The following is a 23,514-nucleotide window of genomic DNA, read 5'->3' as shown; positions in this document are numbered from 1 at the left end:
GATGCCGCCATGCGTCGGATGGCCTGGCCTCCTCACATGCAGGCATAGGCATGGCCATGCTCATGAGTTCCGGCTCTGTTTCGCTTTGCACTTTATTGCAGCCGCAGCCGCGCGCGGCGGATGCAGCCGAACGCCCCGCAGCTCCCACACGAGCCGCAGTTCCTTTACGAGATCTTCACGCTTGGCCTGGTCCTGCATGGTTGCCTCGAGAAGCCAGCCGAGCGACGCCTCGCCCTCGATCCGCATCAAGATCTCGAAAAGCTCGTGTGAGATACGCATACTATCGTGGGCGGAACGTCCCGTGCGGATCTCGCAGACCGTTTCCTGACGATCTGGCGCTGTGTGGGAGCGAACACGATGAAGGGATGCATACGGCGGCAATGAAACGCCCAGTGCACTCCAATCCTGCAGTGATGCTGGCCGCTTTCTGACGAGGAACGGCCCAACGACAAGTCCGTCCAGGTCAGTCGTCAAGAACGTGGTGATCGCATCTGACACGGACTCCACGATCGGCTCGGCATTGTTGTTAAATGAGGTATTCAGAAGAACTGGGATGCCCGTTCGCCTCTTGAACGCATCAATTACATCCCAATAGGTGGGGTTTGCCTTGCGCGATACTGTCTGCAGCCGAGCGGTCCCATCAACGTGTGTGATCGCACCGAGCACGTTACGCTTGGCTTCACGCACACGAACCACGAAGTTCATGAAGGGGAGCTGCCGCGTGCCGTCCGGGAGCTCAAAGAACTCGCTCGCATCCTCCTCCAGAACAGATGGCGCAAAGGGGCGATAGCCCTCGCGCTTCTTGACCATCGCGTTGATGCGGTCCTTGTTTTCCGCAGGCCGCGGGTCCGCAAGAATGCTGCGGTTACCAAGCGCACGTGGGCCGAACTCAGAGCGGCCCTGAACCCAGCCGATTACAGCGCCATTTGCCATCCAGTCTGCCGCACTGGATGCTATGTCATCACTTCGTTCAATGTCGAGGTGGCCTGACCATGCGTTGAGCTCATGCTCTACGGCTTGCTCGCTGCCGAGATCGGGCCCCCAATAAACGTCCGGCAGTCGCTCCCGCGGCGCCGGCCTGCCCAGCTCGTTTGACACCATCAACGCAGCGCCGAGCGCGCAACCGGCGTCGTGCGCCGCGGGTTGAACAAAGATGTCGTCAAATAGCCCGGAATAAAGCAGCTTACCGTTCAGCGTGCAATTATGGGCTACTCCCCCAGCCAAGCACAAGCGTGTCATGCCCGTCGCTTCACGATGATGCCGCAGGATGTGAAACACGATCCGCTCCAGCGCCTCCTGCAGCGAAGCGCTGACATCTCGATGCTGTTGGGTGAATGGCATTCCTTTTCGCCGAACCTCGATCTTGCGGACCAGGGCCGGACCGATCCGATCCAGGTGAACGCGATAGCCACCGTTTTCCAGCAACTCGTAGAACTGCGCGAAGAGCTCGCGATAGGGAGCGGGATCACCATACGGGGCAAGCCCCATCACTTTGTACTCGTCGAACAACCCGTAGCCGAGATATCGGATCGTCTCGAGATAGAACAGCCCCAAGGAGTTATGTTCCGGGAAGCTTGCAAGTTGCGCAATTTCGGTGCCAGACCCCACCGCCAATAAGCCGGAGAGAAAATCGCCACCGCCGTCGATCGCAAAAACGAGACTTTGCTCGAAGCCGGACATGGCAAACGCGCTCACGGCATGCGCTTCGTGGTGATTCACGAAGGAAAGCCGCGACGGATCGATCTCAGCGCCGAACTCCCGTGCCAGCAGCTGGCGCAGCAACAGTTTGGCGTCCAACGGAACGGGCTGAGAAACAGAAAGACGCTCGAGCATGGTATTGCAGTAGGCTTCAGTCGCGTAGAACGCGATACGGTCGATCTCGCCGAGCTCAACCCCTGCGGTAGAGAGGCAGTACCGGATCGAATTGCTCGGGAACTTGTTGGAGTGCTTGACGCGGTTGAGGCGCTCCTCTTCGACAGCAGCAATCACGCGGCCATCCTGCACAAGAACCGCAGCGCCATCGTGCAGAAATGTATTCGGCAGCTCCGGCGAGCTTTCATAGATTCTGTCAAGTCCGCCACTCACTCCCAGGCACAACATCCCGTTCTCCATATGATCATGCCGAGAACGCCAACTGCGTCCCACCTATCAAATCTTTACAGTCACGCTCCGTCGGTTGCGCGGGTCAGACAGCACAACACAACTTTGCAAAGTCCATCTCGGCGCCTAGCGACTGGCGCTCAGAAAGTACGGTGCTGGCGTCCGCACCGATCGACCGAACAGGCGGCCGTAGACCTTGCTCGATCTGGGCCTCTTAAGGCCATTGCAGCAGTTGCTGTGACAGACCAGGTCATCCCGAGCTACCGCAATACGCATCGTGACATTGCATCGATGTGACTTTCTCCATTTTCGCTGAACTCACGTCAACGCATCAGCCGGCGACGAAATAGTGCTGTCGACGCGAAGAAGGGCAAGACCGCGTAAACGCAGAGCGCACCTACGTGCAGGGCAGCGCTGTCGGCGCCACGCTCAAGCATCGCTGGGCGAATAAGGTCGACCGAATGTGCGAGAGGCAACAAGCCGGCGAAATGCTGAAATGAGCCGGGCAGTTGGCTCGTCGGAAAGACCACCCCACACAAAAACACCATAGGAGTGAGGACAAGTGTCTGGTAAAATACGAAGTAATCGTAACTTGGAGCAAGAGATATGACGACCATCGCAAGGCTGGCGAAGACAAGGCCAGTAAGGGCGATTGTTGGCATCGCATACAGAATGGATGGCCATGACGCATAACCCAGCGTGGCAGCGACGATCCCGATCGCTGTTCCGGCCAGAACGGACTTACTGGCCGCCCACACCAGTTCACCCAGAACGATGTCGCCAAGCGTGAGCTGAGTGGAGAGGATTGCTTCCCAGGTGCGCTTGGCGTCCATGCGTGCAAAGGCTGCATACATGGTTTCAAAGGTCGCGGACGTCATGGCGCTGGTCGCGACCATGCCTGCCGCCAGGAACGCGATGTACGACGTCCCCTCAACGCGCCCCACGATCAGTCCAAGGCCAAAGCCGAGGCCAAACAGATTGGCTATAGGATCTGCGAGGTTGCCGAGAATCGATGCAAGTGCGACTTTCTTCCATGCTAGGAAGTTCCGACGCCATACCGCAATCCAATTGTACGCGTTAGCGGGCATCACCGCCGCATAATTTTCACCCATCGCTCACTTCTCCATCTCGCGCCCGGTCAGCCGCAAAAACACGTCCTCGAGATTCGGGGGGCGCTGCAGAATACGAAGGCCCGCTCGCCCGCGCAGTTTCACGCGTACCTGGTCCGGATATGGCGCATAACAAAAGAGCGTCTCTCCACTCACTTCGATGTGCCGTGCATGCGGCCTGATCAACTCGCAGAGCTGATGTGGATCACCGCCATAGATTTCGACCACGTTGCAGCCAATATGCTCATCGATCAGGCCGTCCGGCTTGCCTTCGGCGATCTTGCGTCCACCCTCGAGGACACACAGCCGATCGCACAGGCGTTCGGCCTCTTCCATGAAGTGAGTGGTCAAGAGAATCGTCTTGCCCCGCGCAAGCAGAACTCGCAGACGTTCCCAAATCAGGTGGCGGGCGTGCGGATCCAAACCAGTCGTCGGCTCGTCCATCACGAGCAGATGCGGGTCATTGATTAGCGCACGCGCCAGCGTCAGCCGCCGTTTCATGCCACCGGACAACTCGGAGACGCGCACGTCCGCCTTGCTTTCGAGGCGCGCAAACTCGAGCAGCGATGGCGCGACCGCCTCGATCTTGCGAGCGCTCATGCCGAAATAGCGACCAAACACGAGCAGGTTCTCTCGAACGGTGAACTCGAGTTCAAGGTTATCGAACTGCGGCACCACGCCGATGCGCACACGCGCCACACGAGCGCGGGAAGGCACAGGCTCGTTGAGGACTGTAATCTTGCCTGCGTCCGGCGAAATCATGCCAAGGAGCATACGCGCGATCGTGCTCTTGCCAGCTCCATTTGGGCCGAGCAGGCCGAAGCATTCTCCGCGCGCAACCGAGAACGATAGTTCATTGACGATGACCTTGTCGCCAAATGACTTTTTCACGCCGGCAAGGTCGATTGCTACGGTGGACATGGTCACTCTTAGGCTGACAGAAGTCGCTCGGCCGACAATGGCTTCCTTACCACCGTGTTGGTCCAGAGCTGGCCGTCGCACCACACATGCTCGACACGCCCCCATTGGCAGGCCGCGGCAGCATCCGGGAAGAATCCCCGTCCGTGGAGGTTGGCGCTCGTGTTGCAGAGCAGCGGTATCCCCGTGAGTTGCTCAAATTCGACGAGAAGCGCGGCGATTTTGTGCGGAGAGTTGCGGGAGATTGTCTGCAGCCGGGCGGAGCCGTCAAGATGGACCACAGCGGGGACCTTGTCGCGCCATTCCGCCCGGGTCTGGTGATCGAAAAGCATGTAAGGATCTGGCGTACCTGGGCTGAAAATTTCTGGCGCCCGGTCCTCCAGACAGATCGGCGCCACTGGCCGGAAGTGCTCGCGACGCTTGATGTCGTTGAGATGATCCTTCATTGCTGGGGAGGTCGGCGCTGCAAGAATGCTTCTGCCGCCCAACGCCCGCGGCCCAAGCTCGGCGCGCCCGGAAAGGAAGATGACCGGCTTGTTGTCGGCCAGAATCGCCGCAAGTTCACGCAGACTGCATGGCGCCGCCTGCCAATCCGGCGGAAGCTCGCTGTCCTGCAGGTCCGGACCACTGTAGACTGACCATTCCAACGGCCCGAAGCCATTTTGCGCCGCCATCGCGCCGCAAGCAGCGCCGATTGCCGAGCCGCTGTCATTCGGAAACGGCGGCACCCAAACGTCATCGAACAATCCCGCCGCACGAAGCGCGCTGTTCCACTTGATATTGAGACCGCAACCTCCGGCGATACATAGATTTCGCGCTCCTGGAAGCGACGAGTGTCGCAGCAGAACCATCGCCATTTCCTTGACAAGAAGACGTTCCACGAACACATGAAACGACGCAAGGACGTCCTCCGCTCGCTTGGCCGTCAGGCGCAATGCGCTTACCTCGAAGAAGTCGTGCATAGCTGCAAGCGACGATTCCGCATTGTTGATGTCAGCGCGGTAGCGACGAGCCTGCTCCGTGTCAGCGGCGAAGCGCTTTTCATAGAGCTCCTGAAACACTGCCACAATGCTTTCGTCGACAGAGCCAAGCGCGATGTAAGCCATCAGCTTGCCGGCGATGCCCAAATCCCAACTGGAGCGGTTCGGCTGCTTGTAACGGCCGAAGTGAAGGCCCGCGGCAGCATAGGCATGGCCGATCATCGGAAACAGGGATGCAATGAGCCGTGCCCCCCGGGTTTCCACATAGTAAAGACGTGGAAAGATGCAGCCGTCCCATACCAGGCAGAACGCGGGTTTTCCCGCGCTGGCAAAGGGACTGGTGCTATATGCTGACGCGACGTGGCCCGTGACGTGCGGGTAGCTCTTATATGGAAACACCTTGCCTCCGAGGATCAGGCCAAAGCCGTCGACGGAATCAAGAAGGCCCTCAGCATGGCGCTCGACATACGGCGCCCCTTTCAGCGCGATCGGCACAGCGCCACTTAGGACCTGGAACTGCGACTCAATCTCCCCATCCCAGCCGTCGATGACGAACTGATCGATATCCTGCGGATCCAGGCCATGCTCCGCCAAGGCGAGCACGACTGCATCGAGATTCTCGACGGATTGATAGCGTGGACTGTTGCCGCGCTTCTCTTGCTCGGTGCAAAAGACAAGCCGCCCGTCCTCGACGACAGCGATTGCCCCGTCATGTGTTAACTTGATGCCGCAGATGCGCATATGATCCCCTGGTCTAGTGGCCGACGTTTGATTGTTCTGACGAATGACCCGGCTTCCGGAACCGGACGATCAAGCAGTCTTCGTTGACCGACTCGGTGTGGCAATGCAGACGCTCGACCTCCGATAGGGTCTCGTTGAAGAGAGCGATCACCGTTTCGGCACCAGCAGCATGGCCCCATCGTTGACATGTGGCATCACGTGCCGACCCGAAAATCAGAGCTCCATTTGGCGCAAGCATACTCACTAGGTTGCGGATAGCCGCATGCATCTCGACAATGTCCTTGAGGTAGTAAAGAACTTCGGCCACGACAATCAAATCGAACCGCTCGGTGGTCGAGAACCGCTGGATGTCGGAGGTCACCCACGTGATATGCGACCACTTCCTGGTCCGTCGTCGCGCTCGCTCGATGGCCTGCGGCATGACATCGACCACGGTGAGTCGTCCGCATAGCGGCGCCAGCATGCCGGTGAATGCACCGGCTGCACATCCCACTTCGAGGGCACACGCAACGTCTCCATTGCAACGCGACATCCGGAGCATTTGCGCGTATCGCTCCTGCTCGAAGGAACTACTGTCGAGGCGCCATGGATCGTCGGCAGACAACTCTCGCTCTAATAGCTGATGGTTTGCGTCCGGGATCATGAGCCTATCACCTACTTGCAGGCGGTCGAACGATCGCAACCGCAAACACTCTTCGTTGCCGTCAGGCTCGATTCAGGGCTCGAAAGCCCCGCCTTATGAATTGTTCCAGACATTCCCCATTTACCTGCAGCACTTCGTCCAGCGTTCGGGTGCAGGATGACAGACTGCTTTTCCCCTTCGGCCGGCACATTGGCGACCTTGCGCGATAGCCAATCGCTGTTGCTCAAGGTACAAAGCGCATAGGCCTTCAAAGGAAGTAAGAGAAAGATATTGATCGGTGTGTGGAGCGCGAAGCCGAGAAACCGCAGTTCGCGAGCACGAAGGGCTGCCACACTGCAGCGGACCATTGTCATTGCTGCAATCGTCAATCCCGTCCACCAGGGTACAGAGCCGGCGATTAGGAGCTGTGCGAGCGCAGCCAGTGATGACAGGGCGAGAAGCAACGGGCCGAGATTTTGCCCGATAACGTCTAGCGTCAGATAGCCGTCGAGCTCTGGCAGCAGGCGTAATGCAAGGAACGTGTCCCGGAAGGTACTGCGCGCCCAGCGGAGTTGCTGACGTAGATATGGCCCAAGGCTGTCCGGGACGACTGTTGCTGCGATCGCGTCCGAGACGTATTCCGTTCGAAATCCCGCCTTGAGCATGAGGATCGTTAGATGGCGATCCTCGCCGAAATCGCTCGGCTTCCCACGAAAGAATTGGGCTTCGTATTGATCGAGAAGCAAGGCGAGCGCGGAGCGACGATACATGGCACATGGACCGCAGCAGCACATGACGGCACCGAAACGCGCCTGCGCCGCGCGCTCCTCGTTGCATGCCAACCAGTATTCCATATCGATCAACCTGGTCAGCCAGGTTTGGCTGCGGTTGCTCGCTATCAACTGACCCATGGCCGCACCGACTTCCGGGTCGTGCATCTTCAATACAAGCTTCGTGACAACGTCAGCGGCAAGTATCGTATCCGAGTCGACGTTGAGGACCAAGTCACCGGATGAGCTGCGTATTGCGGCGATCTGCGCCTTGCGCTTTCCAACGTTGTTTGCCAGCAAGATGACGCTGAACCTCGGATCGTTCGCATAGATTTTGTGTACAGGCGCGACAACGTCGCGATTTGCAGATCCGTCGTCGACCACATACACCTGTAGCTTTCCGGTGTAGTCTTGACTCGCAAGCGACTCCAGACATTGGGCGAGCGTGATTGGATCCTCGTTGAAGCACGGTACGATGACGTCTACACTGGGAAGGACCGCTTCTGATCGTCCCAGGTTGTCCTGCAGCGATGGGTTCGTCGCCGGTTGGGCATATAGCGCTTGCGCGCTCTTGTAGATCGTCGAGAGCAGCGCATAAGACGAAACAGCGACAGCACTTGTTGTAGCGAGCAGGTCCATAGGGTGTCAGTTTTTTTCAGTGAAGTTGAGGGAATGGACGGATTACAAACCCGCGCCGTTGTAGCGCCGGGATCAGTTGTGACAGCGCGATGGTGGTCTGATCGCGCAGCGTGGCATCAGTGCACGGTCGCTCCTCATCAGGAGGATATCCGTCGTGCAGGAGCACAATTGCACCCGGGCGAACGCTCGCCAGTACTGAATTCACAATTCTATCAACCCCGGGGCGGGACCAATCTCTCGGATCGACCGACCAGTGCACAGCTGTGAGACCAGCGCTCGCTGACACAGCGAGCACCTCTTGTGTCCACATGCCGTAAGGTGCTCGCATGTGCCTGGGTGAGGCCTGCGGGCACGCCGAACGGATCGCCTCGCTCGCCGCCAGAACTTCATCGCGTACCTCCGCTGGTCCGCATCTGGATAGATCCGGATGCGTCATCGTGTGGTTCGCAACCTCGTGCCCTTCCGCGATCATTCGTCGAATGAGTTCAGGTTGTTCGGCCGCGTACGTGCCGATCACGAAGAACGTCGCCGGAATCCGATGTTGCGCCAGCACATCGAGCACCTCTGGCGTGCAAAATGGATTTGGCCCATCATCAAAGGTCAAATAGACGGGGCAACTTCCACTCACGTCAGCGTAGTCGCAACGGACAGCAGATAGGGGGAAAAGCTCTTTCACAACTCGGGCCCGTTCCGATCGATGATCGTCCCGGCCGGCCACTCGCTTATCGAGCGTCCAACCGGAAAAACCACTACGATCACGTCTTCGATCCGGATCGGCGGCAAATTGGGATAGACATCCGGATGCGTGGAGCGGACGCGAATGCCAGACATGAGGGTTGCGAGCCCCTGCCTTTCGACCAGTCGGGTCATATGTTTCGCAAGCGCAGGCCGAACCGTGCCAAAGCCGAATGGAATCCCAAGCTCCTGCAGCATGGGATACATCACGCGCATTGCATGGCTGATTCCCAGGCCCTCAAGATCCGGACGCACCGCGTATAACCCCAGTTCGCCCACGAGAAGATCGACCCCACCAACATTGATGAAGCGGCGTAGTAGCCCGACGTGAGCAGCTATCCCGCGCGCGTCGTAACCGATTACGCGGACCTCAGGTCTTGCACCGGCCCAACTTCGGTTGCCCTCAAATGGCTGCGCATTGAACGCACCGGTCGGCCCGTAACTCTTGCGGAAGAACTCGGCGAGCTCGGCATGATCAGCGAGCCGCAGTTCGTTTTCCCAGCGAAGGCTCCACTGCACTTGAGCGCGCGCAGTAGGGGCTTCCGCAGTCCGGGATGCGGCAATGTTCATGGCGGGCTTCCTTGCGCCAGTGGAATTATGAGCGGAGATGGTCACGAGAATTCGCTAGTCGCCGAACCGCTGATCAATACTGAAATGAGCTGCCATGATCCGTCGGAGCGCGGCACTTCTCGCCTGCACCGCGCCGTGCGCCTTCGCTCGCGACGAAGCGATCTCATGGTTCGCACTCGTCATCCGGCCAATGCCCTGCGCGAGATATCCCGGAAGATGCCGGCGAGGCGATTGGACTAGCCAGAACCTGTCTGCACCACGGAGCTTTTCCGCCTCGTCTAGCATCTCTGTCGACGTTTTGACGTCTGCGGGAAGGCCTTCGATGCGCGGCGCCTCATCGATGGCGCAACCGAGTGGCATCAGATCACACTGGTTCTTATACATATTCGACACGCCCTGAATGCGGTGGACAGGCAAGCCATTTGGAGAGTCGCCTGAATTACTGGGCATCCGCAATCTGCGCCTGCCGCTATTTCCCGACACTAGAATGCGGCTGAACGCGCTCTCAAGTGTACGCGGGTAAACCTGCAATATGGAAACGGATGAAACACGCATACCAAGGTTTATGGAGATCTGCCTGGCGTCTCGATCGAGCGACTTTCGCACCGAGACGAAGCGACGCGGCTCGCACGGCGCGCCCATAGCCGCCCTCGAAGCGGATGCGTCGGCTGCTCGCACGTCCAGGAGCTTTTCTCTGAGCCAGCGTGAGCGAGCAGCAGCCATCGTGGTATGCCTGATTACTTTTGCAAACTGATGTTTGCTATCCAACGTCCCGCAATTTGGTAAAATCGATTGTTCCGATGGAACACATCCACACGATGGATAGACTTACAACATGCGGTTCAAGGGACTTGATCTAAACCTTCTCGTTGCGCTCGATGCTCTGATGACGGAGCGCAACCTCACAGCGGCGGCGCGCAAGATTCACCTGAGCCAGCCCGCTATGAGCGCCGCGATCGCGCGGCTGCGCACCTATTTCCGCGATGAACTATTCACCATGAGAGGTCGCGAGCTCGTCCCTACACCTGGCGCGGAGGCGCTTGCAGGTCCGGTGCGCGAGGCCCTACTGCACATCCAACTCTCGATCATATCGCGGGACGCGTTCGACCCTACTCAGTCGAGCCGACGCTTCAGGTTCATCCTCTCCGATTTCATGACGATCGTCTTTCTTCGCAAAATTGTGGACCGTATTGCAGTGGAAGCTCCCGCGGTGCGCTTCGAATTGCTGCCATTTTCCGATGAACCCGATGAGCTGCTCCGCCGGGGCGAGGTGGACTTTCTCATTCTGCCGGAGCTGTTCATGTCGAGCGCGCATCCTAAGGCGACGCTGTTCGACGAGACCCTCGTATGCGTGGGATGCCGCGAGAACAAGCAGCTATCGCGGCAGCTGACATTCGAGAAATACATTTCGATGGGGCACGTTACGGCGAAGTTCGGACGGGCGCTCAGACCAAACATCGAAGAATGGTTCTTGCTTGAGCACGGCGTCAAGAGACGCATTGAGATCGTTGTGCAGGGCTTTAGCCTGATTCCGCCCATATTGTTAGACACAGGCCGTATCGGCACAATGCCCTTACGACTCGCCAAACACTTCGAAAAGCGGATGCCACTGCGGATCGTCGAACCGCCGCTCCCGCTGCCCACATTCACCGAGGCTGTGCAGTGGCCTGCGTTCCACAATACCGATCCGGCGAGCATTTGGATGCGGCGGATATTGCTGGAGGAAGCATCCAACATGGCATCTGGGCATCAGGAGCCTCCAACTCGCAGGCGCTGCTAGGCTCACCGTAAGCCACTCTCGGCACGTTCCAAACACGCTAACAATCCTTCGACCTGCTCGGCCACTTTCGTCACTTCAACGTCTCTGTGGCCAAGCTGCCAGCGACGGGCGATCGGCTGCGAAGACTTGCCGAGTCGTGAGCGTGGTGACCTCGCAGGTGAGGTTTGGTGCGCTTGCACCGCGAACAGGCAGCGCCCAGCACTATCGCGGCACAACACGCCTCCTCCAGTACAATAATGTTTGGCTTGCCCCATAAAATCGCTTGAACCGCACACTGCGTCAGGTTGTAGGTTGGCCGCCGTGACTAACGCTGCGCTACGCGGCCCTCGACTGGGCGCTTTGGCGAACTCACGGCACTGGCCGGACACTGGGTTGATCTGCCATTAACCAACCGACCGGGTCCTGTCGCGTGGCTCGCCGGAAGCGGCGAGACCGATCAACTTCGGGACTCCTGACGGTTTCCGGCCGCTGCTGGTCGGCCTACCGCCTTGCTCTCCGTTGTTGCGGTCATTTCATGAGCGTCTTTTCGCGATCGAAGGATGAAAACGGAGTCCAGTCGGGCGAGCCAATAGGACCTCTCCAGACGCAGCCGTCACAGCTCGTTGTATGCGCCGCAACTACGTTCATGCCGGATAAGAAGACATGCGTTTCAAAGGTCTGGATTTAAATCTTCTCGTCGCGCTGGATGCTCTAATGACTGAGCGAAACCTCAGCGCAGCGGCCCGCAAGATTAATCTTAGTCAGCCGGCCATGAGCGCAGCCGTTGCCCGGCTGCGCTCCTATTTCCGTGATGAGCTGTTTGGGATGAGGGGGCGGGAACTTGTCCCGACCTCTCGCGCGGAACGCCTTGCAGCTCCTGTGCGCGAGGCTCTAACGCACATCGATCACTCAATCATCGCGCGGGACGTGTTCGACCCAGCTCGATCGAACCGGCGATTCAGGATCGGCCTTTCTGATTTTATAACAGTCGTATTCTTCCGAAATGTCGTGGAGCGCGTCGCGCGAGAAGCACCGGCCGTCAGCTTCGAACTGGTCGCGCTCACCGATGAGCACGATGAGCTTCTCCGCCGCGGCGAAGTCGATTTTGTTATCTTGCCGGAATTATTCATGTCCGGCGCGCACCCCAAGGCGGCCCTATTCGAGGAGAGGCTCGTCTGCGTAGGTTGCTGCACGAACAGCCAACTACTACGGGGGCTTACATTTGATCGGTATATGTCGATGGGCCACGTTGCGGTTAAGGTCAAAGGCGCGCGCAAGACGCCGGTCGAAGAATCCCTTTTACTCGATCTCGGTCTCAATCGGCGCATCGACATTCTCGTGCAGAGCTTCAGCATGATCCCGCCCCTGCTGGTAGGCACCAACCGCATAGGGACGATGCCATTAGGGCTCGTAAAGCATTTCCAAAGAACAATGCCCCTTCGCATTGCGGAGCTCCCGCAGCCATTCCCCGCCTTCACTGAGGCGGTTCAATGGCCCGTGCTTCACAACAGCGACCCGGAAAGCCTGTGGATGCGCGAGATATTGTTGCAGGAAGCTACCCGCATGGCAACTGGGCAAGAGGCCTCCATCATCTGCACTTCGGAACGAGCGGATACTGCCGGAGATTTCGCACGATCTGTCTCGCCGTTGTCGTAAGGACGTTCGCAAGATCTGCGAACCTCATATCCCAACGAATGTCTCAACGCATACAGTTTTGGCTCGCCTCGCTCGAATTCGTGGTCGCTCTATAAAGATCGTCGCAACAGACGGCTATCATGACGACGTTGTGTAGGTCTTACGGACGTTGGCAATAGGCTCGACGTGCGAGCGGCGGGTCAGACTGTTGGCCTGGTTTCAGAGACAGGGACGTACGTTGCACCCGGGCGCCGGGCGCACCTGCGTCGGTACGGCAGAATCGGCGCTGGGCTGCCCTCGTCAACTCTCCGAATCAGTAGCGGCTCCCGAAGAGCGGAGACGCTTCAGCTTCTTCGGAAGCCGTACCATCACGCACCGTGAGCGTGATGGTCATCGATCATGCACATCACCACGATCTCTTGCGCCGTCGAGGCAAGCATCGCGCACGCATGTTGCCCTGTCGCATCACATGGGAGTACATCGCATCTTCGTCGCTCCGCGCCGCGGGTCTGACTTCTTTTGGCCCTATCGCAGCCAAACGTCTTGACGACGTGCGCTGCCATGACGCAATGACAAACAAGGAGCTGAACTTGGAGCAATGCAGCGGCGTGTTCGATCCGGAAGAGCTTTCCGTCCTGGGACGCCTTTATGATAGTGCGATCACCGCGCTACCCCCCTCGATGCGAAGTCCGGAAAATCGCACAGCAATCGCCAAACTCATCCTGGAGCGTACAGCGGCTGGCGAGGCTCAACTGGCATGCCTGACGAACTTGTTGATCACCATTTCCCCTCAGGGTTGATCCCCCGCCATTCTGAGGATAGTCACCAGTCTCGCGCTGGAATGGAAGACGATCCAGCTAGAGCTTTGAAATAGCTTGAATCACACGTGACGTCAGGTTGTAGGCTTTGAAATGAACAACATGAGCAAAGCTACACCACGAAGGCGTCGATGGCGCATTGGCGAACTTGCAGAGGCGACCGGAGTAACGGTACGCACGCTGCATCATTATGAACACACCGGGCTCCTAGCAGCTTCAGAGCGTACTGACGGCGGCCACCGGATGTACGACCGCGAAAGTGTGCAACGGGTTCACCAAATTCGAGCGCTACGTGAGCTTGGCTTCTCCCTTCTCGAGATCCGTAAAGCTATGGAGGGCACGACCTCACTTACCGATCTTCTGCGCAAACATTTAGAACGGATAGAACTTCAAGTCGCTCGAGCAACTCTGCTGCGAGATCGCTTGCGCAACATGACCATCGACAGTGATATGCAGGTAAGTGTGGATGAGCTGCCTGCCACCCTCAATGCCATGTCGCGGGTCGAGACGCATAATCAGACGTCCCGATGCACCTGCAAGTTAGCTGCAGATCGCGAGGAGCGGTGGCGGCGGATCCGCGACGACCTGCGTGATTGTATGGATCGAGGCGAGCATCCTTGCGGCGAGCGGGCAAAGGCTGTCGCAGTTGCAGCACGCTTGCTGATCGGCGAAATCGCTGGCGCCGATTCACGCGTTTCGATGATCCTGAAGGTACTTGCACGATTAAGCGCCCCCCGTAGTCTGGCTGGTTGGGATCCCTGCCTCATGCAATATCTCGATCTGGCCCTTGGCGGGTTGGAGGATCAGCCGTACTGACGTCCTCCTGGCCGGCTCCGCACGGCATTGCCAATAGGCGGTCGTCGGCTCTGATGCGGGCCAACAGTTTTATGGACTAAACCGGACAGTCGTCGTGACCTCGTCAATCCGCGCTCCCTGTTGCACCGTCGAGGCTCCTTCAAAACGGCCTTGAAACGCACCTAACGTCAAATTGTAAGTTCTACCGTGGTCGCAATCTGGCCGACCAACGCAAGCTTCGCTTTGACAGACAATCTCAACGTGTAGACACGTCTGATCACAGCTGCTGGCGGTTACACTTCAGGTAAACATTCGGAGCTCTACAATGTTAAATTGTTGCGCGTCTGCTGCGAGTGCAGCGCTTCTCATCTGCGCCCTCGCCTCTGTTGCGCGCGGCTCCGACGTCAATATTGCCGTGGCTGGCCCAATGAGCGGAAGCAGCGCTGCGTTCGGCGCACAAATGCGCGATGGTGCAGCTGCGGCAGTCGAGGCGTTGAACGCTTCTGGCCTACTTCTCGATACCAAGGTGATATTGACTGTCGCCGACGACGCGTGCGACCCGAAGCAAGCTGTCGCAGTCGCGAATAAGCTCACAACAGAGCGGGTCCGGTTGGTCGTTGGCCATTTTTGTTCTTCTGCGTCGATCCCGGCCTCCGAGATCTACGCCGAAGCAGGCATCATTCAGGTGTCACCAGGCTCGTCAAATCCTCAGCTAACAGAACGGGGCCTTGACACCGTGTTTCGGATCTGCGGCCGCGACGACCAACAGGGCATCGTTGCCGCAGAGTATATTCACCGGACCTTCCCTAACGACAAGATCGCAGTGCTCGACGACAAGAGCACCGCAGGCAAGGGTATCGCCGACGTCGTTGAAGCACAGCTTCGGAGATTCGGTGAACAAGTCATTCGCCAAAGCTATGTAGCCGGTGAAAAGGATTACAGGGCGCTGGTCTCAAGGATGAAGAAGGAACGGGTGCGTGTCGCCTATATCGGCGGTTATCATACCGAAATCGGATTGTTTGTACGCCAGGCGTCAGAAGCAAGAGCGGAACTTATGGTCATGGCGAACGATCCTTTGATGACCTCTGAATTCTGGGCCATTACAGGCAGCGCCGGAAATGGCACGTTGTTTACCTTCATGCCGGACCCCGCCAGGAATGCCAATGCGGCCGGCGTGGCGGCCGAACTCAAAGCTTCCAACCTGTCCGCTGAAGGCTACACGCTTTACGCCTATGCGGCCGTGCAGGCATGGGCAGAGGCGGTGAACCGGACCGGTTCTTTCAATGCTGTGCGCGTAGCTAGCGCACTTCGTTCACGGCCGACCGATACCGTGATTGGCCCAGTCCGGTTCGATAGAAAGGGAGACAATGCGGCTCCTGGCTTTCTGGTTTACCGCTGGCGAGACGGCCGTGTTGAAACTGTCGAGCAGAACTGATTGGCGGCATCGCCGCCCCCCAGACCCAAAGTGAAACGGATGATGAGACGCACTCAGGTCGTTGGAGCAGCGATACTCGCAAGCTCTCTTATACTTGCAGCTTTCGGAGCGTTTTTCGCGTTCGTTGCAGCGCTCGCAGAGCTAGCCGATGTCGACCTGACGGAGACGCTACGTCCGATGATAGACAAATAGTAGCCGTTCCGAGCTGATCTGGCTCGCAAGGCACAGGACCTCTGAAGCGGCTAACGATGCTTCTGGTCGAGCACATGCACGCTGTGGAGGCGCTTCGGGAACGTCTGTCAACGGTGCGACCGGACCGCCATTTGCGCATTCTCGTGATCCGCTCACATGGTGCAAGCTCAGATCCACGCCCTAAAGAGAAACGGCCTAAGCGGTCAAATGACGAACGAGACCTCTTTGAGCGCGACGGTATGAAGCAATCAGGCCTCGCCATCTGCCCCATCATCGGAGATTGATCGAGTGAAGAGTGGCCTTCCAAGACTAAGGTGCGGTATTTTCGACCATTTGGATGACGACGGCCGAGATGCCGCACGACAATATGAAGATCGTCTGAAGCTGACCGAGGTCTGCGACTCGCTCGGCTTCTACGCTTATCACCTGGCCGAGCACCACTGCACACCTCATGGCAGAGGGCCTTCGCCGAACCTGTTTCTATCGAGCGTCGCGCAGCGCACCCGGCGATTACGCTTCGGTCCGCTCGTCCTGTTGCTCAACCTTTATCATCCATTGCGCGCATTCGAAGAGATCTGCATGCTTGACCAATTGAGTGGCGGCAGGCTCGAGGTCGGGATAGGCCGCGGCTCCCAGCCGATTGAATGGGGTTATTTCGGCATCACTGCCGACGCTGCACCAAGCCGTTATACGGAGGCCAGTGAAATCCTGAATATTGCGCTGAAGGGACATACGCTATCTTATCAGGGACACCACTTCGAGTTCAGCGAAGTACCCTTAACGTTGAGGCCTCATCAACGTCCATATCCGCCTATCTGGATCGCGAGCAATCGGGCTGAGACGGCGCAGTGGGCCGCGGCAAATGGCGCCAATCTGGCGTGCATAGGCCCCGCCTGTGTTGTCCGGAACGTTACGGACGCCTACCGCTCCCATCGAGCCCACAATACAGCCGCACACGGCCGCGAGCCATTTCTCGGGCTGGCCCGCATGGTCGTGATTGCGAAGTCTGATCAGGACGCTCAAACGGCGGCCGAAACTGCGTATCGGCGATGGCTGGAGAGCTTTAAGTTCCTTTACGAGCTTAACGCCATTCCGACACCGCCCGCCCTTCCGCTGACCTTCGATGCAGCACTTGAGAGCGAATTGTGCGTCGTTGGAACGCCGGCTTCCGTCCGACAGCTTCTTCTTCAGCAGATGGAAGTGGCAGGTGCCAACTACTTGCTTTGCCAGCTTGCATTCGGAGACCTTCCGCTGGAGATTTCCCTGTACACCGCAACCGCAATCAAAGCTGAAATTCTCGATAGCTTTGGCGGATAATGTCTACATTGGGGGATCGTATGCGTGGCAAGTAGACCGACGCACTGAGGTTAACCGAAGCTGGTCGCGATTTTGGTTGTCGTTTGCCCTGGGGAGGCGACCGTCAGCCTCAATGGCCGCGATATCTGAACGCCTGGCGCCCCTATGGGGGCGAGCTTTGGCTTAGGGAGTGTTTGCGAACCGCTTTATCAACTCATCCGCGGCCGAACGCTCTTCGTCCGCTTCGATCTCGCGGGCCTTTTCAATGAAGGTCGTGATTGCTCAGGGCTCATCCTGCATGTGCGGGAGGCCGGAGCTGGTCGGATAGTCGCCGACGAGACTCCATGACCTGCTCATCAGCTTATGGGGATCGAGGAATTTTTGTGGCATCTTCGTAACATCTGGAGTCCAATTTAGAGGTATTCGCCAGCGGTCACTGCTGCGACCTTTCTGTCTTCTCAATCATGGCCGCCGGTCATCAACGAATCAGCAGGCTCACCTAAAGGGCCCATAAGCTCACTGCAGCAAGACGGCAGGAAAAAACTAACCCGCTTTCGATGTAAGAGAAAGATTACGCGCGTGCGCGATCCACGAACTGGATGCTTCCCATCAACACTTTCGATTTTACCAATTTCAGCCAAATACCCATAAGTCGATCGCCGGTTTCCGGAAAGCACATTTAACGAATGTCGTGTGAGCAATGGACCCTTTTTTGCTTTCAGCATCGTCGCAGGCCGATTCAAGGTTCTCGTGGCTGCATCGCCAACGACACCCATCAATCTTTGGAATCGACGCACGTGCAGCGCAAATGCGGTCGGATCGTCAATCGCAGCGCCTGGCGCGCAATCTATCGTGCTGGCGCCTCCCCCTTTGCAATCATACTAAGGCCTCCAAGAAGATCGACTCTCACGCACATCGCTTGGCCAAGGTAAATGCGTGCGCTGCATAGAATTGGGGCAGGCGAACTGCCCTCTACGCCGGTGCGGGCTGGACTATTTGCCCTGACCAGGCGGGCGCCGCCGACAATCCGACGCTGTCGCGGCCTCCAAAGAAAGCAGTGCGGTCAGCTATCTGACCACGCTAAGTGCAAGCCGCATATCCTCCGCCCAGGACGAGGCAATGATGTCGATCGGTGTGATGAGACCAGCCTCGCGATCTTACTGACAACCCCTGTACGTCGTGTGATCGTGGAGTCTCACTCTGCTCGCGTCCTCAGTCTTCGTCGGCAGGCGGCTTCCACACCCATTTCCTACAGACTGACGCTACCCTATCTCATTCTATGCGCCGGCGCTGTTCGACCATATCTCGGCGCGGTTATCCCTTCTCAGCAATCCTTACATCACCAAGGGAACGAGGGGTGGAGGTGCGCGATCTGCCGGTCTTGTCTGTTAGCGCGCCCACCTACCAGGAGCCCATCCGCATCCTCGCCGGGCCAGGCAACGCCTGTCAACGAATGCAGAGAGAAACCGCAGACGTATGTAGCGGATGTCATTTCTGGGTTGCCTGGCATGGGCTGGGACGTAATTTTCTGGCATGATGAGGAAACCGGTCTGGACCAGTTGACGGCGCGCCTTCAGCAACAGCTTCGTCCAGCGCCAAGCGCTCTTTATGGCACTCTGCCTGGCGAGGCCTCCAGTTACGTCTGGATCGCTATGACCGGCGGCAAGCAATCCCGCAGCAGTTCGGGCCGCACTTCTCGACCTGCCGTCATCAGCGGTGTCCCCGCTGGCTGGAGTCACTGCCACTGTCCGACGCGCTGGACCGGCTCGACGGTCGAATCAAATGACGCGCCATCTACAACGCAGTTCGCTGCGTTCTATAGTCGATTTCGCCTTTGCGGTCCTTTCGCGGCACATGCCTGCCACCCTCTCCGTTCGGCGACCGTGCGTGCGCAGCTTGCCTTGTGCAGCAGCCATTCGTTCTATCGCCGCCTCTGCCGTCTCGCGAACGGGAAAGCACCACACAACCGTTACTCAGTCTGCTGCCTGCATTCGACTACTTTGGAGCAACACCGTGGAACTTGACCCTTCTAATTCACGCTCAGAAGACCTCGAGGATCGCATCGACCTGCAACTCGACATCGTGGCCACCCTCATACGCGAAGAAGGCAACGAGCTCGAAGCGGTCCGACTGCTAAACGCACTCACAAATCAGATGATCACGGCGGAACTGGAGCTCGGCCAGCTCGGCGATACGAGAACCCGCGCCGGCGATCAGCAAACGACGCGACTGTCGCGCGACCGTGGCGTTTACTACCCAGAGGACCTTCAGGTTTTGGGACGCCTTCTCGATCAGGCCGTGGCGGCATTACCGGCAGTGCTCCGAACCCCCGCCAACCGAATGAAGATCGCGAAACTAATTCTGTCACGTGCGGCAGCGGACTGAGATTTAATTTGGCTTATTCTCCGGTTGATGGCGGCTTATCGAACGTTTATCGCTGGGCTGACTGCTACGGCCGTACGCACCAGGGATCGACGAGTTGGCGTTTATGGGCTCACCGTCCCGTAAGCGCGCCGGTTCCGCTGGCTTTTCCATGGCACCGCTGTTCGCCACGATGCTCGAAAGCTGGAGCCCGCACCGAGAGCAGGAGGCCGCGCAGGGTCGAGCAAAGGACGACGTCACGCGGACACATGTCAAAAAGCAAACAAGCGGTGGCGGGAAAACGCCACACGCTTCAGAAACTAGAGACTGCGAAAGAAGCGGAACGATCTATTTTCATGGATGTTCGGCTTTAGTCGTGACTGGCATGGCGGCGAACTTCCGATTGCAGGAAGAAGAGCCACAATTATTGACCGACACCGAGCAACAAGAGCACTTCGGCAACGAATCCGCGCGAACAACGCGAGCTCGTCTCAACCGCTTCAGAATTATTCGAATTGCGCCTGGCAATACGACATTCGGGGTCATCTGAACTTCAACAAACATCTATAAATATATTGAAGCATCGAGAGCAGCTCGATGTCCGAGCGTACTGCGGCTCTGATGTCTTACTTGCTGGGACAAGCCATAGACTCTCGGTTTGCTTTTGCGAAGGTACTTCCTTGTATCAAGACGTGGTGGAGTGTTGAGATGGATCAGTTGTTATCCGAGCAAGTGCAGATGCAAGATGCTATCGTGAGCGCAGCCTTTGATAAGGCCTGGCGCTTTGTTGAGAAGGATCCGTTGCTGGCGCATAATCGCAAGACGGTCCTCTACAGCCGGTTGTGCACTTTCCTTGAGTCTTCGATAAAGAAGGGCGAACAGAATACTTTGAATCTGGCTAACGAGGCGATACGCAGCTTGCGGGCTGAACTCGCGCCGTCGACCGCGCAATAGGGCGCTTGAACCTCTACTGTCACATGAGTTTAGCTTGTTAAGTCCTTGGGAGGAACCTTATGCGGCGGCAAAACAACCGGGGCAGAGCGTGGTGGAGCTGGCCTTAATCCACTCATGTTCAGCCCCGCTGAAGACGAGCACGTTCACGACGACTGTCGCCTATGCAGCTCTTCTGGTGACCCCAGACCAGTCACCTGGAACCAAGAGCAAGTCGGCGACGAGACGGGACTGAGCTAATAGTCGCCGTCGCCAGGAAAAGCCATACCGTTTCCTCTCCTGACTTTTGGCTCGGCACGAGCTTGCGCAAGTTCAAGCAAGAGCCTCACAAGCACAGCCGCATCGGCTCCTTGACACCCGTCGATCGAGGTCGAGGTTGAGGATCATCGTGCTGCACTTGCGATAGGTCCTGAGCCAAAAGCGATCCAGGCCTGTGATCGATCATCGCCGCATCGCTCACGATTGCAAGCGGCAGCGACCGTCCTGCCGGGAGAATGAGCTTGAGCGCACGAGAGGCGTCCCCGATCAGCGGTCTTCATTTGCCGCACTCTCTGAATAGCGAGCATGCACGGGACGTGTTGGCGCAGCCTGGCTCTGTCGCTAGTCAGTGACAGAGGGAGCCAAACAGGTCGCAGCGCGGCGTCCCGTCACAGGTCATCACGAACGGACCGTATTCAAAGAAGCATCTGCGCGAAGCGACCAGTGTCAGGCCCAGCATTTCGGTCGAGGCAGTGCATGGCAAGTTGCGCGCTCCACAATCTGACGCGGCGTGCGATTGGACCCATTTCTTTCGAAGACATGTTGTGCGGCAGTTACAGCAATTCGCGTTCATATTGTTAAAGGCACGACGCCGGGGGCACCGAAAGGAAACGACACTCGAATGAAAAAGATTCTGATTCTGACTGCAAGCATCGGCGCACTCGGTGCCGCCGCTCCCTCATTCGGCACGGACTTGGCCGGGCAGCCCGTCAAGGTCAAGGCGCCACTGCTGCCGGTCGCAGCCCCGATTATCGACTGGTCCGGCTACTATATCGGTGTCAATGGCGGTTGGGGAACGAGCCACAATTGCTGGGACTTCAATGGCGTCACTCCCGAGGGCTGCCATAATTCGACTGGCGGGACCATTGGCGGCCAGATTGGCTATCGTTGGCAGATCTTCAACATGGTCTACGGCATCGAAGGTCAGGGCAACTGGGCCGACTTCAGCGGCTCCAATGTCAGCACCGCCTTTCCGGCAAACACCGTTGGCACCACGACAGACGCATTCGGTCTACTCACGGGACATATCGGCTACGCGTTCAATGCCGTCCTACTTTACGGAAAGGGTGGTGCTGCGGTGACCAGCAACAACTATCTCCTCAATTCGGTAGCTTCTGGCACCGAGCTTGCCAACAGCAATGATGTGCGTTGGGGTGGCGTGCTGGGGGCCGGTGCCGAAGTCAGCCTCACGCCGACCTGGTCAGCTGGCGTCGAGTATAACCACTTATTCATGCAGCGCAGCAACATAAGCTTCCCAGGGTTGCTCGGCACGGACCGCGCCCACCAGGACATCGATCTCATCACGGCACGTCTCAATTACAAGTTTGGCTCGCCCTTTGCCAAATAGAGATCTCCACGCCGTTGCGTGAATCGGAACCCCGACCGCAGGTCGGGGTTCTTTCCTCAGCTGCTCCTCTCCCTGCCGGCCCCAATCCAGTTCCGAAGCACCAGGGGCGGGCTCGTCTGAGTAATGGATCCAGAGCCTGGCTAGAGTTAGCCGAGATGCCGCCAACACACCAGAGGAACAGGTCAGTCGATTCGACAATTCATCGATCTCGTGAAGTCCTACAACCTCACGCAGCGTGAGATAGCGGACTTGCTCCAAGGAGCGTCGTATCTGCGAGCTCGCCGAAGGTGCCATGCTCAACATGCTAGAAGCTGGAAGCCCACGATTTGGCTGTTAGTGCCCCGTTGTCAAATTCAAAGAACATTGAGGCGAATAGCTATAGCGACCGCTTGAATTCGGCTGGTCGCACCCAGCTTGCGCATCGCATTCTTGACATGAAAGTTGACTGTATTGTCGCTGATTCCCAGGATCTTCCCAATTTCCCATGACGATTTCCCCTCTGCCACCCAACGCATGCAACTGATCTCCCGCTGCGATAGTGCCACTTTTCTTTCGCAACCATGATCGCAGGGACGAGCGATGTCGCCATAGGCGGTGTGAAACTGCCAGGCCAGCGCGTTGAGATGACCGATCCGGTCCTGAGGATCAGCATCGTCGAACGCAGAAGCAAACGACACCACAGATATCCGACCCAACGGGCCAAACAACGGCACGCTCATGCCATGCTTCAGCCCCGCCTCTCTCGCCTCGTCCAGTACGCGTCTTTCGTCCGGTTGAAGCTGATAGTAGTCGGCGAGTTGATCCCACAAAAACGGCCGCGAAAGCATCGGCGTCCGCCGGACCACCGGGTCGATAGTATGGTACTTGCGCTTGAAGTATCGGTCGCACCAGTCTGGCGGCCACTTCACAGCCACACTCGGGGGTGGATACTCCGCCAGCCGAAGTGGCTCATCGAAGTTGAGAGCGCCGTATGCGACTTCACTGAAGCCTTCCTTTGTGGCACAGCCTACAAGAAGCTCGAATAGCGCTCTGAGTGAATGAGTCTGGTTAGCGCATTCGGTGAAGCTAAAGAGGTCCATGATGGGCGCTTCAGCTCGACGATCGAGCTCCCCGTCATCGTGTTCGATTGCGCTTGTTTCAGACGGAGCCAAATTCCAGTCCATGAGCTGAACTCGAGGGTTAGTTATTCGTGCAGTCTGAGCGCTCGCGCTGTGCCGGGCGCCATTCGGCGAATTCGTTGCCCTGCCGCCGAATGCGCCGGCATGATCGCAGCAAAAACCGGAGATAGCGCCATCATCCCTGCCTCTGAGGCTGAGCGGAAGCGATCGGTCCGGTTCGCCGATAGCGCACTGGTTAGATCGGAGATCATCGCCCTCATCAGTGTTGAAGGATTGTGCCATCGATACGAAGCCAACGGTGTCCTGTTTGATGATGCCGGCACCGATAGAAGGTCCGCGGGTCCTGGACTGAGCTTCCAAACAG

At 57.9% G+C, this 23,514-nt stretch carries 20 protein-coding genes; 10 read left to right on the top strand and 10 right to left on the bottom strand.

Going from position 1 to position 23,514, the window contains the following annotated elements; all coding sequences use genetic code 11:
* Window positions 1–60 precede the first annotated feature (60 nt).
* The 9 genes from GGD63_RS28275 to GGD63_RS28235 form a co-directional block, all read right to left on the bottom strand.
* Window positions 61–2,100, bottom strand: coding sequence for a carbamoyltransferase (locus GGD63_RS28275; RefSeq protein ID WP_183246734.1), 2,040 nt, complete (start codon window positions 2,098–2,100; stop codon window positions 61–63).
* 323 nt (window positions 2,101–2,423) lie between these two features.
* Window positions 2,424–3,212 (bottom strand): ABC transporter permease, encoded by a 789-nt coding sequence (locus tag GGD63_RS28270; RefSeq protein ID WP_183246732.1) that lies wholly within the window; start codon window positions 3,210–3,212, stop codon window positions 2,424–2,426.
* Window positions 3,213–3,215: 3 nt separating this feature from the next.
* Window positions 3,216–4,130 (bottom strand): nodulation factor ABC transporter ATP-binding protein NodI, encoded by a 915-nt coding sequence (gene nodI / locus GGD63_RS28265; RefSeq protein WP_210316002.1) that lies wholly within the window; start codon window positions 4,128–4,130, stop codon window positions 3,216–3,218.
* Between the two features lie 8 nt (window positions 4,131–4,138).
* A complete protein-coding gene (gene nodU / locus GGD63_RS28260) occupies window positions 4,139–5,848 on the bottom strand; it encodes a nodulation protein NodU (RefSeq protein WP_183246730.1) in 1,710 nt (569 codons plus the stop codon).
* A 13-nt stretch (window positions 5,849–5,861) separates the two neighbouring features.
* On the bottom strand, window positions 5,862–6,491 hold the full coding sequence (nodS, locus tag GGD63_RS28255; protein WP_183246729.1) for a nodulation methyltransferase NodS: 630 nt from the start codon (window positions 6,489–6,491) through the stop codon (window positions 5,862–5,864).
* Window positions 6,492–6,502: 11 nt separating this feature from the next.
* A complete protein-coding gene (gene nodC, locus GGD63_RS28250) occupies window positions 6,503–7,879 on the bottom strand; it encodes a chitooligosaccharide synthase NodC (protein ID WP_183246727.1) in 1,377 nt (458 codons plus the stop codon).
* Between the two features lie 16 nt (window positions 7,880–7,895).
* Window positions 7,896–8,555: a chitooligosaccharide deacetylase NodB gene (nodB, locus tag GGD63_RS28245; protein WP_183246725.1), complete on the bottom strand. Its 660-nt coding sequence runs from the start codon at window positions 8,553–8,555 to the stop codon at window positions 7,896–7,898.
* A complete protein-coding gene (locus GGD63_RS28240; protein WP_183246723.1) occupies window positions 8,552–9,184 on the bottom strand; it encodes a NodA family N-acyltransferase in 633 nt (210 codons plus the stop codon). Before GGD63_RS28240 ends, nodB begins: the two co-directional genes overlap by 4 nt.
* Before the next feature lie 54 nt (window positions 9,185–9,238).
* The gene (locus tag GGD63_RS28235) at window positions 9,239–9,826 is read right to left on the bottom strand and encodes a NodY (RefSeq protein ID WP_246785675.1); all 588 of its coding nucleotides are present in this window, start codon (window positions 9,824–9,826) and stop codon (window positions 9,239–9,241) included.
* Between the two features lie 193 nt (window positions 9,827–10,019).
* Between GGD63_RS28235 and nodD1 the strand changes: the two genes are divergently transcribed.
* The 10 genes from nodD1 (at window position 10,020) to GGD63_RS28185 (ending at window position 22,032) form a co-directional block, all read left to right on the top strand.
* Window positions 10,020–10,964, top strand: coding sequence for a transcriptional regulator NodD1 (nodD1, locus tag GGD63_RS28230; RefSeq protein ID WP_183246721.1), 945 nt, complete (start codon window positions 10,020–10,022; stop codon window positions 10,962–10,964).
* A 642-nt stretch (window positions 10,965–11,606) separates the two neighbouring features.
* Window positions 11,607–12,599: a transcriptional regulator NodD2 gene (gene nodD2, locus GGD63_RS28225; RefSeq protein ID WP_183246719.1), complete on the top strand. Its 993-nt coding sequence runs from the start codon at window positions 11,607–11,609 to the stop codon at window positions 12,597–12,599.
* 365 nt (window positions 12,600–12,964) lie between these two features.
* Window positions 12,965–13,378: a hypothetical protein gene (locus GGD63_RS40270; protein WP_246785674.1), complete on the top strand. Its 414-nt coding sequence runs from the start codon at window positions 12,965–12,967 to the stop codon at window positions 13,376–13,378.
* 120 nt (window positions 13,379–13,498) lie between these two features.
* Entirely contained in the window at window positions 13,499–14,212 is a 714-nt protein-coding gene (locus GGD63_RS28215; protein ID WP_183246871.1) for a MerR family transcriptional regulator, read from the top strand.
* A 406-nt stretch (window positions 14,213–14,618) separates the two neighbouring features.
* Window positions 14,619–15,626 carry a branched-chain amino acid ABC transporter substrate-binding protein gene (locus GGD63_RS28210; RefSeq protein WP_246785672.1) on the top strand — a complete coding sequence of 336 codons (1,008 nt, stop codon included), beginning with the start codon at window positions 14,619–14,621 and terminating at the stop codon, window positions 15,624–15,626.
* Window positions 15,627–16,106: 480 nt separating this feature from the next.
* A complete protein-coding gene (locus GGD63_RS28205) occupies window positions 16,107–17,135 on the top strand; it encodes an LLM class flavin-dependent oxidoreductase (protein ID WP_183246715.1) in 1,029 nt (342 codons plus the stop codon).
* Between the two features lie 1,992 nt (window positions 17,136–19,127).
* Window positions 19,128–19,499: a NolY gene (locus GGD63_RS28200; RefSeq protein ID WP_183246713.1), complete on the top strand. Its 372-nt coding sequence runs from the start codon at window positions 19,128–19,130 to the stop codon at window positions 19,497–19,499.
* Between the two features lie 148 nt (window positions 19,500–19,647).
* Window positions 19,648–20,025 (top strand): hypothetical protein, encoded by a 378-nt coding sequence (locus GGD63_RS28195; RefSeq protein ID WP_183246711.1) that lies wholly within the window; start codon window positions 19,648–19,650, stop codon window positions 20,023–20,025.
* A gap of 47 nt (window positions 20,026–20,072) precedes the next feature.
* Window positions 20,073–20,429, top strand: coding sequence for a hypothetical protein (locus GGD63_RS28190; RefSeq protein ID WP_246785671.1), 357 nt, complete (start codon window positions 20,073–20,075; stop codon window positions 20,427–20,429).
* Between the two features lie 877 nt (window positions 20,430–21,306).
* Window positions 21,307–22,032 (top strand): outer membrane protein, encoded by a 726-nt coding sequence (locus GGD63_RS28185; protein WP_157329465.1) that lies wholly within the window; start codon window positions 21,307–21,309, stop codon window positions 22,030–22,032.
* A 353-nt stretch (window positions 22,033–22,385) separates the two neighbouring features.
* On the opposite strand, the gene GGD63_RS28180 is transcribed toward GGD63_RS28185, so the two are convergent.
* Window positions 22,386–23,111: a LuxR family transcriptional regulator gene (locus GGD63_RS28180; protein WP_183246869.1), complete on the bottom strand. Its 726-nt coding sequence runs from the start codon at window positions 23,109–23,111 to the stop codon at window positions 22,386–22,388.
* Window positions 23,112–23,514: the final 403 nt, after the last annotated feature.

The organism is Bradyrhizobium sp. cir1, from assembly GCF_014198245.1.
In the GTDB taxonomy this organism is placed as follows: Bacteria; Pseudomonadota; Alphaproteobacteria; order Rhizobiales; family Xanthobacteraceae; genus Bradyrhizobium.
Note: the sequence above shows the minus strand (reverse complement) of the source record. Positions and strands in the feature narration are given on the sequence as shown.

Excerpts from the sequence above, each read along its gene's own strand:
- GGD63_RS28275 (WP_183246734.1), bottom strand. The coding sequence starts at position 2,100 with ATGTTGTGCCTGGGAGTGAGTGGCGGACTTGACAGAATCTATGAAAGC.
- GGD63_RS28270 (WP_183246732.1), bottom strand. The coding sequence starts at position 3,212 with ATGGGTGAAAATTATGCGGCGGTGATGCCCGCTAACGCGTACAATTGG.
- nodI (WP_210316002.1), bottom strand. The coding sequence starts at position 4,130 with ATGTCCACCGTAGCAATCGACCTTGCCGGCGTGAAAAAGTCATTTGGC.
- nodU (WP_183246730.1), bottom strand. The coding sequence starts at position 5,848 with ATGCGCATCTGCGGCATCAAGTTAACACATGACGGGGCAATCGCTGTC.
- nodS (WP_183246729.1), bottom strand. The coding sequence starts at position 6,491 with ATGATCCCGGACGCAAACCATCAGCTATTAGAGCGAGAGTTGTCTGCC.
- nodC (WP_183246727.1), bottom strand. The coding sequence starts at position 7,879 with ATGGACCTGCTCGCTACAACAAGTGCTGTCGCTGTTTCGTCTTATGCG.
- GGD63_RS28240 (WP_183246723.1), bottom strand. The coding sequence starts at position 9,184 with ATGAACATTGCCGCATCCCGGACTGCGGAAGCCCCTACTGCGCGCGCT.
- GGD63_RS28235 (WP_246785675.1), bottom strand. The coding sequence starts at position 9,826 with ATGGGCGCGCCGTGCGAGCCGCGTCGCTTCGTCTCGGTGCGAAAGTCG.
- nodD1 (WP_183246721.1), top strand. The coding sequence starts at position 10,020 with ATGCGGTTCAAGGGACTTGATCTAAACCTTCTCGTTGCGCTCGATGCT.
- nodD2 (WP_183246719.1), top strand. The coding sequence starts at position 11,607 with ATGCGTTTCAAAGGTCTGGATTTAAATCTTCTCGTCGCGCTGGATGCT.
- GGD63_RS40270 (WP_246785674.1), top strand. The coding sequence starts at position 12,965 with ATGGTCATCGATCATGCACATCACCACGATCTCTTGCGCCGTCGAGGC.
- GGD63_RS28215 (WP_183246871.1), top strand. The coding sequence starts at position 13,499 with ATGAGCAAAGCTACACCACGAAGGCGTCGATGGCGCATTGGCGAACTT.
- GGD63_RS28210 (WP_246785672.1), top strand. The coding sequence starts at position 14,619 with ATGAGCGGAAGCAGCGCTGCGTTCGGCGCACAAATGCGCGATGGTGCA.
- GGD63_RS28195 (WP_183246711.1), top strand. The coding sequence starts at position 19,648 with ATGGCACCGCTGTTCGCCACGATGCTCGAAAGCTGGAGCCCGCACCGA.
- GGD63_RS28190 (WP_246785671.1), top strand. The coding sequence starts at position 20,073 with ATGTCCGAGCGTACTGCGGCTCTGATGTCTTACTTGCTGGGACAAGCC.
- GGD63_RS28185 (WP_157329465.1), top strand. The coding sequence starts at position 21,307 with ATGAAAAAGATTCTGATTCTGACTGCAAGCATCGGCGCACTCGGTGCC.
- GGD63_RS28180 (WP_183246869.1), bottom strand. The coding sequence starts at position 23,111 with ATGGACCTCTTTAGCTTCACCGAATGCGCTAACCAGACTCATTCACTC.